This is a genomic window from Streptomyces sp. NPDC002619, from assembly GCF_042889305.1.
GTDB lineage: Bacteria > Actinomycetota > Actinomycetes > Streptomycetales > Streptomycetaceae > Streptomyces.
Map to the genome: position 1 here is coordinate 22,868 of NZ_JBIAQV010000009.1, position 12,966 is coordinate 35,833.

Annotated in this window: 12 protein-coding genes and 1 pseudogene; 7 read left to right on the top strand and 6 right to left on the bottom strand. The window is 71.0% G+C overall.

Annotated features, from left to right (window positions below; all coding sequences use genetic code 11):
* Positions 1-88 precede the first annotated feature (88 nt).
* The 3 genes from ACFYXB_RS16940 to ACFYXB_RS16950 all read left to right on the top strand — a co-directional run bounded on the left by ACFYXB_RS16940 (position 89) and on the right by ACFYXB_RS16950 (position 2,619).
* The gene (locus ACFYXB_RS16940; RefSeq protein ID WP_389582686.1) at positions 89-598 is read left to right on the top strand and encodes a flavin reductase family protein; all 510 of its coding nucleotides are present in this window, start codon (positions 89-91) and stop codon (positions 596-598) included.
* Between the two features lie 219 nt (positions 599-817).
* Positions 818-1,603: an electron transfer flavoprotein subunit beta/FixA family protein gene (locus ACFYXB_RS16945; protein ID WP_351357528.1), complete on the top strand. Its 786-nt coding sequence runs from the start codon at positions 818-820 to the stop codon at positions 1,601-1,603.
* Between the two features lie 53 nt (positions 1,604-1,656).
* The gene (locus ACFYXB_RS16950) at positions 1,657-2,619 is read left to right on the top strand and encodes an electron transfer flavoprotein subunit alpha/FixB family protein (RefSeq protein WP_351357531.1); all 963 of its coding nucleotides are present in this window, start codon (positions 1,657-1,659) and stop codon (positions 2,617-2,619) included.
* Between the two features lie 57 nt (positions 2,620-2,676).
* Here ACFYXB_RS16950 and ACFYXB_RS16955 read toward each other — a convergent pair whose 3' ends face one another.
* Positions 2,677-3,570 (bottom strand): endonuclease/exonuclease/phosphatase family protein, encoded by an 894-nt coding sequence (locus tag ACFYXB_RS16955; protein ID WP_389582688.1) that lies wholly within the window; start codon positions 3,568-3,570, stop codon positions 2,677-2,679.
* Positions 3,571-3,758: 188 nt separating this feature from the next.
* Here ACFYXB_RS16955 and ACFYXB_RS16960 point away from each other — a divergent pair, with 188 nt between their 5' ends.
* Entirely contained in the window at positions 3,759-5,072 is a 1,314-nt protein-coding gene (locus tag ACFYXB_RS16960) for a DUF6986 family protein (RefSeq protein ID WP_389582690.1), read from the top strand.
* Between the two features lie 4 nt (positions 5,073-5,076).
* On the opposite strand, the gene ACFYXB_RS16965 is transcribed toward ACFYXB_RS16960, so the two are convergent.
* Together ACFYXB_RS16965 and ACFYXB_RS16970 are read right to left on the bottom strand one after the other, a co-directional pair.
* Positions 5,077-5,844, bottom strand: a complete 768-nt coding sequence (locus ACFYXB_RS16965) for a hypothetical protein (protein WP_389582693.1) — start codon at positions 5,842-5,844, stop codon at positions 5,077-5,079.
* A gap of 7 nt (positions 5,845-5,851) precedes the next feature.
* Entirely contained in the window at positions 5,852-6,958 is a 1,107-nt protein-coding gene (locus ACFYXB_RS16970) for a LacI family DNA-binding transcriptional regulator (RefSeq protein ID WP_389582696.1), read from the bottom strand.
* Positions 6,959-7,115: 157 nt separating this feature from the next.
* Between ACFYXB_RS16970 and ACFYXB_RS16975 the strand changes: the two genes are divergently transcribed.
* Entirely contained in the window at positions 7,116-8,066 is a 951-nt protein-coding gene (locus ACFYXB_RS16975) for an ROK family protein (protein WP_351357545.1), read from the top strand.
* A gap of 36 nt (positions 8,067-8,102) precedes the next feature.
* Here the strand turns inward: ACFYXB_RS16975 and ACFYXB_RS16980 are convergent, their stop codons facing one another.
* A complete protein-coding gene (locus tag ACFYXB_RS16980) occupies positions 8,103-10,133 on the bottom strand; it encodes an NPCBM/NEW2 domain-containing protein (RefSeq protein ID WP_389582699.1) in 2,031 nt (676 codons plus the stop codon).
* Positions 10,134-10,267: 134 nt separating this feature from the next.
* Positions 10,268-10,489, bottom strand: a pseudogene (locus ACFYXB_RS16985) (hypothetical protein); the annotation flags it as partial.
* A 48-nt stretch (positions 10,490-10,537) separates the two neighbouring features.
* Here ACFYXB_RS16985 and ACFYXB_RS16990 point away from each other — a divergent pair.
* Both ACFYXB_RS16990 and ACFYXB_RS16995 read left to right on the top strand, forming a co-directional pair.
* Complete coding sequence (locus tag ACFYXB_RS16990; RefSeq protein ID WP_389582702.1) at positions 10,538-10,732, top strand: hypothetical protein; 195 nt, start codon at positions 10,538-10,540, stop codon at positions 10,730-10,732.
* Between the two features lie 137 nt (positions 10,733-10,869).
* Complete coding sequence (locus ACFYXB_RS16995; protein WP_389582704.1) at positions 10,870-11,910, top strand: NUDIX domain-containing protein; 1,041 nt, start codon at positions 10,870-10,872, stop codon at positions 11,908-11,910.
* An 8-nt stretch (positions 11,911-11,918) separates the two neighbouring features.
* Here the strand turns inward: ACFYXB_RS16995 and ACFYXB_RS17000 are convergent, their stop codons facing one another.
* Complete coding sequence (locus tag ACFYXB_RS17000; protein WP_389582707.1) at positions 11,919-12,959, bottom strand: protein kinase family protein; 1,041 nt, start codon at positions 12,957-12,959, stop codon at positions 11,919-11,921.
* Positions 12,960-12,966: the final 7 nt, after the last annotated feature.

Consider the following 12,966-nt stretch of genomic DNA (forward strand, 5'->3'; position numbering starts at 1 on the left):
TCGACCTCGCCCGAACCGCGAGCGCGCGCTGTCCGGGTCGCTGAACAGCAACGGTCCCGCTCGCCCACTCCCGCAGAAGGACAACTCCATGACGGCCATGCCCGACCTCGGCAGTCCCCAGCTCGCCACTCCCGACCTGCTGCGCTCGACCTTCCGGCGGCACGCGGCCGGTGTCGCGGTGATCACCGCACGAGGCGCCACGGGTCCGGTCGGTTTCACCGCCACCTCCCTCACCTCGGTCTCCGCCGAGCCGCCGATGCTCTCCTTCGGTATCGGCACCGGCGCGTCCAGTTGGCCCGCGATGTCCGAGGCCGACCATGTCGGCGTCCACATACTCGGCGAGCACCAGCGGGACCTGGCCGCCACGTTCGCCCGCAGCGGTGCCGACCGTTTCGGCGCCCCGACCGCCTGGCGCGAGGGCCCGGAAGGCGTACCCGTCCTCGACGACGTGCTCGCCTGGCTCGTGTGCCGTGTCGTCGGGCGTGTTCCGGCCGGTGACCACCGGATCGTGCTGGCCGAGGTGGTCCTCGGCGACCCCACCGGCAGCGGACGGCCCCTCCTTTACCACCAGGGCCGCTTCACCGCTCTGCGGGATTGATCACCCCACGGCTCTTCTGCGGAGCCGTCGAGTTCCGGTTACGCTGCGTTGCGAAGGTCACAGTTCAAAGCGCTTGCTTAGCGGGAATGAACTGGGTGTACTGACGAGTAATATTTCGTTCGGAGCGCGCGGACGCCCCGACCGGGATCGGCCGCTTCAGGCGCCTATGCTGCCTGCAAGAGGCAGCCCAGATAGAGACGATGCAGTAGGAGAGCCGGCGTGAGCTTGAGGATCGTTGTCACTGTGAAGTACGTGCCCGACGCCACTGGCGACCGGCACTTCGCCGATGACCTGACCGTCGACCGTGATGACGTGGACGGTCTGCTCTCCGAGCTGGACGAGTACGCGGTCGAGCAGGCCCTCCAGATCGCCGACGACGCGGACGACGCCGAGGTCACCGTCCTGACCGTCGGTCCCGAGGACGCCAAGGACGCGCTGCGCAAGGCCCTTTCGATGGGTGCCGACAAGGCGATCCACGTCGAGGACGACGACCTGCACGGCACGGACATCATCGGCACCTCGCTGGTGCTGGCCAAGGCGATCGAGAAGGCCGGGTACGACCTGGTGATCTCCGGCATGGCCTCCACGGACGGCACCGCCGGTGTGGTCCCGGCCCTGGTCGCGGAGCGTCTGGGCGTCCCGCAGGTCACCCTGCTGTCCGAGGTCTCGGTCGAGGACGGCACCGTCAAGGGCCGCCGCGACGGCGACGCCGCCTCCGAGCAGCTCGAGGCCTCCCTGCCGGCCGTCGTGTCGGTCACCGACCAGTCGGGTGAGGCGCGTTACCCGTCCTTCAAGGGCATCATGGCGGCCAAGAAGAAGCCGGTGGAGTCCTGGGACCTGTCCGACCTGGACATCGACGCCGAGGAAGTCGGTCTCGACGGCGCCTTCACCAAGGTGGAGACCGCGGCCGAGCGTCCGGCCCGCACGGCCGGCACGATCGTCAAGGACGAGGGCGAGGGCGGCAAGCAGCTCGCTGAGTTCCTCGCGAGCCAGAAGTTCATCTAAGGGCTCGTACCCGCTGACCGCCCGTCAACTTTTCCAAGCAGGAGAGCATTCCCATGGCTGAAGTCCTCGTCTACGTCGACCACGTGGACGGTGCCGTCCGCAAGCCCACCCTGGAGCTGCTGACCCTCGCCCGCCGCATCGGCGAGCCCGTCGCCGTCGCCCTCGGCAACGGCGCCGCCGACACCGCGGCCACGCTCGCCGAGCACGGCGCGGTGAAGGTGCTGACCCACGACGCCGCCGAGTACGCCGACTACCTGGTCGTGCCGAAGGTGGACGCGCTGCAGGCCGCCTACGAGGCCGTGTCCCCGGCCGCGGTGCTGGTTCCGTCCTCCGCGGAGGGCAAGGAGATCGCGGCCCGGCTGGCGCTGCGGACCGGCTCCGGCGTCATCACCGACGCCGTCGACCTGGAGGCCGGCGATGAGGGCCCGGTGGCCACCCAGTCGGTGTTCGCCGCCTCGTTCACCACCAAGTCCCGTGTCGTCAAGGGCACTCCGGTCATCACGGTCAAGCCGAACAGCGCGGCCGTGGAGGCCGCTCCGGCCGCCGGTGCGGTGGAGGCGCTGGCGGTGTCCTTCTCGGAGAAGGCGACCGGCACCAAGGTGACGGGCCGTACGCCGCGTGAGTCGACGGGCCGTCCGGAGCTGACCGAGGCCGCGATCGTGGTCTCCGGTGGCCGCGGTGTGAACGGCGCCGAGAACTTCGCGATCATCGAGGCGCTGGCGGACTCCCTCGGTGCGGCCGTCGGCGCCTCGCGTGCCGCGGTGGACGCGGGCTGGTACCCGCACACCAACCAGGTCGGCCAGACCGGCAAGAGCGTGTCCCCGCAGCTGTACATCGCCTCCGGCATCTCCGGCGCGATCCAGCACCGTGCCGGTATGCAGACCTCGAAGACGATCGTGGCGATCAACAAGGACGCCGAGGCCCCGATCTTCGACCTCGTGGACTACGGCGTGGTCGGCGACCTCTTCGACGTCGTCCCGCAGCTCACCGAGGAGATCAACACCCGCAAGGGCTGATCACCACCGGGCTGTCCGAGGCCCCCGTGACCGCGCGCCGGTCACGGGGGCCTCGTCTCATCCCAGGGTCACCGAGGCCTGCACGGGCAGGTGGTCGCTGGGGAACTGGCCGCCCTGCGAGAAGGTGTTGACCGACGCCCGGTGAACGGTGACACCGGGCGTGGCCAGGATCCAGTCGATGCGGTCGCCGTCCGGCCTCAGCGGTCTGTAGCCGTGGAAGGTCCCGTACAGCGGACCGCTTTCGGCGGCCGTGTCCCAGGTGTCGACGAGTCCGGCGGCCAGCAGCCTGTCGTAAGCGGCGTTCTTGTGGGCCGCCGCATTGAAGTCGCCGGTCATGACGAGCGGCAGGGAGCCGAACGCCGTGATCCGCTGGGCGATGAGCGAGGCGGCACGCTCGCGTGCGTACTGGCTCGCGTGGTCGAGGTGGGTGTTCAGGACGTAGAACTGCCGCCCACTGCCGCGCAGATCACGGAAGCGGACCCAGGTGGCGATGCGGGGAAGGGCGGCGCCCCAGGTGTTCGAGCCGATCACCCTGGGAGTGTCGGAGAGCCAGAAGGTGTCGTGCTCGACCGGAGCCAGGCGGCGGGTGTCGTAGAAGAGGGCCACGGACTCGTCGCGGCTGCCGCCCTCGCGGCCGGTGCCGATCCAGTCGTAGTGCGGTCCGAGGTCCGAGTCGATGTCGAGCAGTTGCTGGTACAGGCCTTCCTGGGTGCCGATGACGGCCGGGTCCTCACGGCGTAACAGCTCGCGCATCACGGGACGGCGGACCGCCCAGCTGTTGGGCTCGCTGGTACTCGCGAAGCGCAGGTTGAATGTCATGACGTCCAGACGGCGGTCGGCAGGTCTGGCGGCGGAGGCCGCCGGTACGGTGCCGAGCAGCGGAGTGACGATGGCGGCGGCCAGCGCCGTTCTCAGCCCCGTGCGCCGCGTCATTCTGTGGGTGTCCGGCATGTGATTCCCTCCCGACGGGTCAGGATGAGGGTGCGGGCCGACGTGCGAAAGGGTGCGCAGGGGTATTTGGCAGCGCGAGTGAACGCGGCCGATCAGCTGTGGACGGGGTGTTGACCAGCGAGAAGCCGCACAGATAACTTCATTCTACGGATTGTTGATTCCGCAGAGCGGAAAATGGAGGTCGTGGGATGGGTCAGCAGGAGAAGGTGACGACGAGCCTCGCGAGCACCGTCGGCGAGGAGATCAGCGCCTCCCTCGCCCCGGTGGACGCCGAGCTGGAGCGCGCCTACCCCGGAGACCCCGGCACCCGCCAGCCCGTCCACACCGTGTACGTCCCCGGAGACGTCTTCGCCGCCGACACCATCCGCTCCTGGGGCGACCAGGCCCTCGCCGCCCTCGACGAACACGCCCCGGACGCCACCTCCTTCGCCGCCGTCCTCGGACTGACCGACGAACTCGCCGAACCCGTCCACTCCCGCGTCCGCGCCAAACTGGAGCGCGAGCCCGTGGAAGATCTGCGCGTCGACTTCGAGGACGGCTACGGCCCCCGCCCCGACGCCGAGGAGGACGAGGCGGCCGCCCACGTGGCCCGGCTGATCGCCGAGGCCTACGCCAAGGGCACGGCGGCGCCGTACATGGGCATCCGCATGAAGTGCATGGAGGCCGCGGTGCGCGAGCGGGGCATCCGCACCCTCGACATCTTCCTCACCGGCCTCGTCGAGGCGGGCGGGCTGCCAGATGGGCTGGTGCTGACCCTGCCGAAGGTGACATACCCTGAGCAGGTCACCGCCATGGTCCGGCTCCTGGAGGCCTTCGAGAAGGCGCGCGGGCTCGAACCCGGCCGGATCGGTTTCGAGATCCAGATCGAGACCAGCCAGTCCATCCTTGCCACGGACGGCACCGCCACCGTCGCCCGCATGATCCAGGCCGCCGAGGGCAGGGCCACGGGACTGCACTACGGCACCTTCGACTACAGCGCCTGTCTTGGCGTCTCCGCCGCCTACCAGGCCAGCGACCACCCGGCGGCCGACCACGCCAAGGCGGTCATGCAGGTCGCGGCGGCGGGCACGGGCGTACGCCTCTCGGACGGCTCCACCAACGTGCTGCCGATCGGCCCAACCGAGAAGGTTCACGACGCCTGGCGCCTCCACTACGGCCTCACCCGCCGCGCCTTGGCCCGCGCCTACTACCAGGGCTGGGACATGCACCCCGGCCACCTCCCCACCCGTTACGCCGCCGTCTTCGCCTTCTACCGCGAGGGCTACCAGCAGGCGGCGGTCCGCCTCGCCCGGTACGCGGGCCGCGTCGGCGGCGACGTCATGGACGAGCCCGCCACCGCCAAGGCCCTCAGCGGGTATCTGCTGCGCGGCCTGGACTGCGGTGCCCTCGACCTGGCGGAGGTCACCGAGGCGACCGGGCTGACCCGGGCCGGCCTGGAGGGGTTCACGGCGCCGCGACGGGGCGACCTGACGGTGTCCGGCAAGGAGCACAGCGGTCCCTGAGCCGTCACGGCTGACGCCGGCGCCCCGGTCGGCGATCGCGGACCCGGGGACGAGCGACGTACCGCTCAAGTCCCGACGCCGTCACCCGCCCCTCCTCCGTGAACACCCGCGTGCCCCGCGCGCACAGCAGCCGGTCGGCCCGCGCCCGCGCCACGAACTCCTCGGGCGTGGTGCCGAACAGTTCCCTCAACCGCGTCGATTCCCCGAGGAGCTCACCGAGCAGCGCGCGCTGCCCCGGATGCCTGTACGGCGCGTCGCTGCCGTCGTGCAGCACCCCGTGCCGGTTGACGTACACGAACGCGCCAGGCAGCCGCTCGCCCGAGTCCGTCTCGATCGGGATGTCCGAGCCGGGCAGCCAGGCGCGGTCGTACGCCCGCTCGCTCGCGTCGATCACGGCAAGTTGCCTCGCGTCGAACCAGGTGACGAACAACTCCCGTACGGCGCCCGGCGCGAGGAAGGGCGACGCCGAGACGTAGCCCATGACGCTGACGTGCGCCGAGACACCGATGTCGAGGCCCGTGACGCCGGACCGCACCATCGGGACGGGCGAGGTGATCCCGGACTCGGCCATTTTGTGGCGCAGTTGGCCGGGGCAGGCGTTGGAGCCGACGGCGAGGACGGGAGTGCGTCCGGCGTGGTCGAAGTCGCCGAGGGGCAACAGGCGGTCTCCGTCGAGGAGTCCGGACCGCGCGGGCCAGGCGCCCGGATAGAGCAGCGGATGGTCCCGGGGCGCCCGGTGCAGCCCCAGCGCCTCCAGAGTCCGGTCGTCCATGTGCCGGTCAGTCCGCCGGGGGCCGTTCGCCGGAGCCGCGGGTGATCAGCCGGGTCGGCAGTTCGATCCGCTCCGGGGTGATGTGGGTGCCGTCCAGCTGCCGGAAGAGCCGGTCGGCGGCGGTACGGCCGAGCGCCGCCGCGTCCTGGGCGATCACGGTGACACCCGGGTCGAGCAGGTCGGCGAGCTCGATGTCGTCGAAACCGACGAGGGCGACGGGGCGCGGGTGCTCTGCGAGGACGCGGATCACGGTGACGGTGACCCGGTTGTTGCCCGTGAAGACGGCGGTGACGGGGGAGGGGTCGCTGAGCATCTCCACCGCCGCCCGGCGCACCCGCTCCGGGTCGGTGGCCCCCAGGGACATCCACGCGTCCTCGACCGTTATCCCCGCGCCCTCCATCGCCGCCCGGTAGCCGCGCAGGCGCTCGGCCGCCGTGTGGATGCGGGGCATGTCACCGATGAACCCGATGCGCCGGTGGCCCTGGGCGATCAGATGGGCGACCCCGTCACGGGCGCCGCCGAAGTTGTCGGAAAGGACGACGTCCGCGTCGATCTTCCCGGCTGGGCGGTCCACGAACACCGTCGCGACCCCGGCCTTGATCTCCGGTTCCAGATAACGATGGTCGTCCCCGGCCGGGATGATCACGAGACCGTCCACACGCCGGGCGCACAGCGCCAGCGCCAGCTCCTGCTCACGTTCCGGGTCCTCCGCGCTGGAGCCGTTGATCAGCAGGGCGCCGTGGGCCCGGGCCACCTCCTCGACCGCGCGGCTGAGCGGGCCGTAGAACGGGTCGGCGAGGTCCTCCAGGACCAGGCCGATGCTCGCGGTGCGGCCCTTGCGCAGCACCCGCGCGCTGTCGTTGCGGCGGAAGCCGAGCGCCTCGATGGCCTCCTGGACGCGGCGTTCGGTGTCCGGGGTGACCCCTGGTTCTCCGTTGACGACGCGGGAGACCGTCTTGAGGCCCACACCGGCGCGCGCCGCCACGTCCTTCATCGTCGGACGGTTGCCGTAGCGGTTTCCGGGAATGCGGTCTGCGCGGCGGGTGGTGTCGGGCACGATGCGGCGTCCTGTCCTGTCGTCCGTCTGGTCCACGGGGGTTGTGCGTCGGTCCATGGGTTTGTATGAGGATGTGGTGTCGAGCATAGGGCCTGGACAACGTTGTCAGAAGCGGGAGACACTGTCCACCGCAATCACCGGCTCACGCCTCACCGTTGGACCGGCCTGCGCCTTTCCTTGGTTTTCTCATGGTTGACGGGGAGATTCGACTCTGATGCACACCGACCTCGTGGCTGCGCTCGACATCGGCGGTACGAAGATCGCCGGCGCGCTGGTTGACGGCCACGGACGGATCCAGGTGCGCGCGCAGCGCCCGACGCCCGCGCAGGAGGACGGCGAGTCCGTCATGCGAGCGGTGGCGGAGGTGCTCGGCGAACTCGCCGGGTCGCCCCTGTGGGGGCGCGCGGACTCCATCGGCATCGGCAGCGCGGGCCCTGTGGACGCGTCCGCGGGCACCGTGAGTCCGGTGAACGTGCCCGGCTGGCGCGAGTTCCCGCTCGTCGAGCGGGTGCGCGCGGCCACCGGTGGTCTGCCGGTCGAGCTGATCGGCGACGGTGTGGCGATCACGGCCGCCGAGCACTGGCAGGGCGCCGCCCGCGGCCACGACAACGCGCTGTGCATGGTGGTGTCGACGGGGGTCGGTGGCGGTCTGGTCCTGGGCGGCCGGCTGCACCCGGGGCCGACGGGCAACGCGGGCCACATCGGCCACATCAGCGTCGATCTGGACGGCGACCCGTGCCCGTGCGGCTCGCGCGGCTGTGTGGAGCGGCTCGCCAGCGGCCCGAACATCGCCCGGCGGGCGCTGGAGGCGGGCTGGACGCCCGGCCCCGACGGTGACATGTCCGCGGCGGCGGTCGCGGAGGCCGCCCGCGCCGGGGACCCGGTCGCGGTGGCCTCCTTCGAGCGGGCCGCACAGGCGCTGGCCGCCGGGATCGCGGCGACCGCGACTCTCGTGGAGATCGACATCGCGGTGATCGGCGGGGGAGTGGGCAAGGCGGGCGATGTCCTGTTCACGCCGCTCCGCAAGTCCCTCGCCGACTACGCGACCCTGTCGTTCGTGCAGCGCCTGACCGTCGTCCCCGCCCAGATGGGCACGGACGCCGGCCTGGTGGGCGCCGCCGCGGCCGCGCTGGCCCGGAAGCCGGACGCGACCGCGGGGGTCTGAACCCGCTGGGTCGTTCACGCGAAGGGCGGGCGCGCCTCAGCAACTGATGCGCGCGTCCGCCCAGTCCGCGTGGTCCGAGTCGATGCCGTCGCCCCCGTCGGTGACGACGAGCCGGACCACCTCGGCGCCGGTGACGTCGGCGGTGAGCGACTGGGCCGGCATCGCGTTGGTCAGGACGCCGGTCGAGGCGACCAGGGTGTCGTCGGCCCAGACCTCGAAGGCGACGGTGCCTTTCGCGCCCTTCTCGTCGTCGACCCCGACGTCCGCGGTGACCCTCTCGCACGCCTTGCCGGTGTAGTAGGCGACGTCGCTCGCCGCGTGGACCCCGAGGCCCTTGGCGTACATGACCCCGCCCAGGGTGATCGGGTGGCCGTCGCCCGCGGCGCTCTCACCGTTGCTGGTGTCGCGTTCCACGGGACCCCAGCCGCTGGTGGCCGACAGCCACGGCAGATCCGAGAGGTACGACGTCCCGGACGGCGGCGGCACCACGACATGTGCCGTCAACGGCAGGGCGGCGGCGACGCGTTCGCCGGACGGCGAGCGGTAACCGGCGCTGAGCGTCAGGTCGTACGAACCGGTCGGCGTGCCCGGTGGCGCGGTCACCGTCCAGTCGGTGCGCAGGTACCGGTCCGTCGGCAGGGAGTCCTGGCCCGTGGGCGACGCAGGGGTGACGGTCCAGCCCTCGGGGCCGGTGAGCGACACGGACACCCGCCGGGCGGGCGTGCGGCCCAGGTCGGTGACCGACGTCGTCAGCGTGGCCGGTGTGCCCGACTCGACGTACGGGGCGCTGTCCAGGCCGAGTTCGACGGCGGGCGGGTGCGTGGCCCAGCGGGGGTCGGCGAAGACCCGTACGAGGACCGTGCCGTGGGCCGGGACGGTGGCCGAGATGGTGCCGGCGGTGTTGTAACTCCGGTGCTGCCACAGGTCGCGCAGGGTGTAGGCGTCGGCGTCCGGCAGGCCCACGGCGCGGGCGGTCGTCGCGATGCGCTGCGCGCTGCCGGACTCGTTGAACAGGGCCACCGCGCGGCTGCCGTCGCTCATCTCCTTGGCGACGACCCAGCGGCCGGCCTCGGACGAGACGACGGTGCCCTGCTTGCCCAGCGGATCCTGGTCGACCGCGATGACCTCCTTGTTGTCCAGGATGTCGAAGGTCGTCTGCGAGGCCTTGCGCAGATCGGTGCCGATGAGGAGCGGGGCCGCCATGACCGACCACATCGAGAAGTGCGAGCGGTACTCGGTGTCGGTCATGCCGCCGTTGCCGACCTCCAGCATGTCGGGGTCGTTCCAGTGGCCGGGACCGGCGTACGGCGCGAGCGGCAGGTTCTGCTTGAGGATCGACAGCATCGAACCCCAGTTGTCGCTGATGTCGCCGGTCGTCCGCCACAGTTGGCCGACGTCCGCCGCCCACTCCCACGGCCTGTTCTCGCCCCACTCGCAGATGCTGTAGACGATGGGCCGGCCGGTGGCCCTCAACGCGTCGCGCATCGTGGTGTAGCGCTGCCTGGCGTCGACGCCCTGGTTGTTGCAGTTGTCGTACTTGAGATAGTCCACGCCCCAGTCGGCGAACTGCTGGGCGTCGCTGTACTCGTGGCCAAGCGCGCCCGGGAAGCCCGCGCTGTTGCACGTCTTCGTGCCCGCGCTGGTGTAGATGCCGAGCTTGAGGCCCTTGGAGTGGACGTAGTCGGCGACCGCCTTGATCCCGTCGGGGAACCGGACCGGGTCGGGGACCAGCTTGCCGTTCGCGTCGCGGGACGGCAGGGCCCAGCAGTCGTCGAGGTTGACGTACTGGTAGCCGGCGTCCTTCAGGCCCTTCTCGACGAAGAGGTCCGCGATCCCCTTGACCATGGCCTGGTTGAAGTCGGCGCGGCAGTGCGTGGAGTTCCAGTTGTTGAAGCCCATGGGCGGGGTCAGGGCGAGGCCGTCGGCCGCGGCGGGGGCCCGGCCGGGGGCGGCGACGGCGGGCGCGGCGAGACCGGCCGCGCACAGTAGACCCGCCGCGAGCGCCCCGGCAACTCTTCGACGGGCGGTGCGCGTTGTGGGTGTTGTACGGGTGTGAGGGTGACGCATCGTTACGTTCCTCCGACTCCCGAGAACGGGATGGCGCCATGTACGCGTCATCGGTGCGCGCTTACGGTAGGACGTGTCGGAGTCTGTTGGAAGGGGCCCAACAGCGGTTTGGTTGTGTTGAATTGAGTGACCGCTCAGCGGAATGCGTGGACCACCCGGATCGGGCCGACGATGTGTGCGTTGAACGCGTCGAGTTCCTGTGCGGGCACCCACAGTTCCAGGATCGACTTGCCGCCCGCCTGACGGACGGGGTAGCGGCTGAGGAACTCCGAGTCCACCTCGAAGTGCGTGACGAAGCCGGCACCGTCGTGCTTGACGTTCCAGTCCCGGGCGATCCTGATCGCGTAGTCCTCGCTCGCGGGTACCTCCGTGACCCCCGTACCGCTTCCGTGGTTGATCCGAGCATGAAGAAGCGCAGCATGCTCGCCATCGCTTCCCTCGCCGCCGGCTTCGTCGCGGCCGCCATCACCCCGTCCCACGGTGCGGACAGGGACGCGCTCGGCGACTTGAACGTCTCGGACACGCTCGGCACGGTGGACCACACCATCAGCCAGGACAGCTTCGCCGCCGCCGAGGACGGTGCTCCGGCCCAGGAGTAGGGCGGAGGGATGTGTTCCGGTGCCGGTGTCCCCGCTCCCGGGGCACCGGCACCGTGTTGTGTGCCCTCAACGGGAGCCGGTTTCCGTGGCAGTGTGGAGCGGGCAAGCCACAGGGGGCCACCAGAAGAGGGGGAACCGTGATCGTCTGGATCAACGGTGCGTTCGGTGCGGGGAAGTCCACCACCGCACGGGAACTGATCGAACTGATCCCGAACAGCACGCTCTTCGACCCCGAGGTCATGGGCGGCACGCTCACCCAACTGCTGCCCGCCAAACACCTCGCCGAGGTCGGCGACTTCCAGGACCTGCCGATCTGGCGCCGCCTCGTGATCGACACGGCGGCCGCGATGCTGGCCGAGCTCGGCGGAACCCTCGTGGTCCCGATGACGCTGCTGCGCCAGGAGTACCGCGACGAGATCTTCGGCGGCCTCGCCGCCCGCCGCATCGGCGTCCGGCATCTGTGCCTCGCCCCGGCGGAAACGATCCTGCGCGAGCGTATAGCCGGGCGGGAGGCCCCGCCCGACCTGCCCGACGGCGAGATACGGGTGCGGCAGAGGTCGTACGACCACATCGAGCCGTACCGCAGCGCCCTCGCCGCCTGGCTCACCGCCGACGCCCATCTCGTGGACACCAGCGACCTCACCCCGTACGAGACGGCCGTCCGCATCGCCGAGGCCGTCGGCAGCGGTGCCGCGCCCGTCTGCGACATCGTGCAGACCCCCGAACCCACCGCCGAGACCCTCGCCGCCGGTGTGCTCCTCTTCGACGAGGAAGACCGTGTACTGCTCGTCGATCCCACCTACAAGCCCGGCTGGGAGTTCCCTGGCGGTGTCGTCGAGCCCGGCGAGGCCCCCGCCCGCGCGGGTATGCGCGAGGTCGCCGAGGAGACCGGGATACGGCTGGCCGACGTGCCGCGGCTGCTCGTCGTGGACTGGGAATCGCCCGCGCCCCCCGGATACGGCGGACTGCGCCTCCTCTTCGACGGTGGTCGGCTCGACTCCGCCGAGGCCCGCTCACTGGTGCTGCCGGGGCCCGAGCTGCGCGGCTGGCGCTTCGTCACCGAGCAGGAAGCCGCCGACCTGCTCCCGCCCGTCCGCCACGAGCGACTGCGCTGGGCACTGAGAGCGCGTGAACGTGGCGCGGCGCTGTACCTGGAGGCGGGCGTACCGGTGGGGTGACGTCGGGCTCATCGGGCGGCGCCGCTGTAGGCGTACGGGTACGGCGTCAGCCTGCTCTCCTTCTCGAAGCGCCGGCTGAACTCGCCCATCGTCACGGCGAGCTGCGCGTGCCGCATCAGCAGCTCGGCCGCACCCTGCGGGATTCCCTCGGGTCGCGCGCCATCCGCGCAGGCCCGGACGAAGGTCTCGCGCTCCTCGGGGCCATACCTGTACAGCGCGGTGACCAGCCAGTTCACCAGGTGGTAGGTGGTGTGGTCGCGGTCGTAGCGCCGATGCCGCTCGAAGAAGTCGTGCTCGTCCCGGGCCAGTTGGAAGCGGGAGCTGAGTGCGAGGTCGTAGCCGGACAGGTAAAGCTGTCGGCCGTCGGTGAGGATGCTGCCGAAATGGGCGTCCAGGTGCAGGAGTCCATGTCTGTCGAGGAAGTCCACGAGGGTGTCGAGACCCTGGGCCGCGAAGGCACAGGCGGCACCGGTCGCGTCCGTGCGCAGCCGGGCGTCGAGCCAGTCGTGGAGGGTGTACGGGATCCACTCCAGGAACAGTGTCAGGCTCGCGGTCGCCGTCCGCAGGGCCTCGATGCGCTCGCGCAGTTGGTCGGTGCCGCCCCAGTAGGCGACGGCCCCATCCACGTCGGCCGGTTCGCCGGTCGGGGGAGCGGGCGGGCCGGGCAGCACCCGCCAGTGGTGCAGCAGTGGGAAGGCGGGACAGTGCCGGGCCAGCACCCAGTTCGTCGTCATCGTGTGCGCGGCCAGCTCCCGCCAGGCGCCGAAGCCGGGGCTGCCGACGGCGCCGATGCCGTAGTGGCAGAACGACGGCAGCCCGAAGAGGTTCGCCGTGGACCGCGCGTTCTCGGGCAGCCGCTCGAGGTCGGTGAGCGGCACGCGCTTCACGAAGACGTCCCGGCCCTCGACCGAGATCCGCACGGCTCTGCCACCGTTCCCGCTGTCGAGCGGGACCCCTGCCGCGACCAGGTCGGTGAGTTCGTGGTCGCTGAACAGGGCCAGGGCGGTGGCGATGTCGCTGTGGGCGGTCAGACGCGCGGGGACGGACATCCTCCGA

What these genes read in the sequence shown, in the direction of transcription:
- ACFYXB_RS16940 (WP_389582686.1), top strand. Translation starts at nt 89, where the DNA reads ATGACGGCCATGCCCGACCTCGGCAGTCCCCAGCTCGCCACTCCCGAC.
- ACFYXB_RS16950 (WP_351357531.1), top strand. Translation starts at nt 1,657, where the DNA reads ATGGCTGAAGTCCTCGTCTACGTCGACCACGTGGACGGTGCCGTCCGC.
- ACFYXB_RS16955 (WP_389582688.1), bottom strand. Translation starts at nt 3,570, where the DNA reads ATGCCGGACACCCACAGAATGACGCGGCGCACGGGGCTGAGAACGGCG.
- ACFYXB_RS16960 (WP_389582690.1), top strand. Translation starts at nt 3,759, where the DNA reads ATGGGTCAGCAGGAGAAGGTGACGACGAGCCTCGCGAGCACCGTCGGC.
- ACFYXB_RS16965 (WP_389582693.1), bottom strand. Translation starts at nt 5,844, where the DNA reads ATGGACGACCGGACTCTGGAGGCGCTGGGGCTGCACCGGGCGCCCCGG.
- ACFYXB_RS16970 (WP_389582696.1), bottom strand. Translation starts at nt 6,958, where the DNA reads ATGGACCGACGCACAACCCCCGTGGACCAGACGGACGACAGGACAGGA.
- ACFYXB_RS16975 (WP_351357545.1), top strand. Translation starts at nt 7,116, where the DNA reads ATGCACACCGACCTCGTGGCTGCGCTCGACATCGGCGGTACGAAGATC.
- ACFYXB_RS16980 (WP_389582699.1), bottom strand. Translation starts at nt 10,133, where the DNA reads ATGCGTCACCCTCACACCCGTACAACACCCACAACGCGCACCGCCCGT.
- ACFYXB_RS16990 (WP_389582702.1), top strand. Translation starts at nt 10,538, where the DNA reads ATGAAGAAGCGCAGCATGCTCGCCATCGCTTCCCTCGCCGCCGGCTTC.
- ACFYXB_RS17000 (WP_389582707.1), bottom strand. Translation starts at nt 12,959, where the DNA reads ATGTCCGTCCCCGCGCGTCTGACCGCCCACAGCGACATCGCCACCGCC.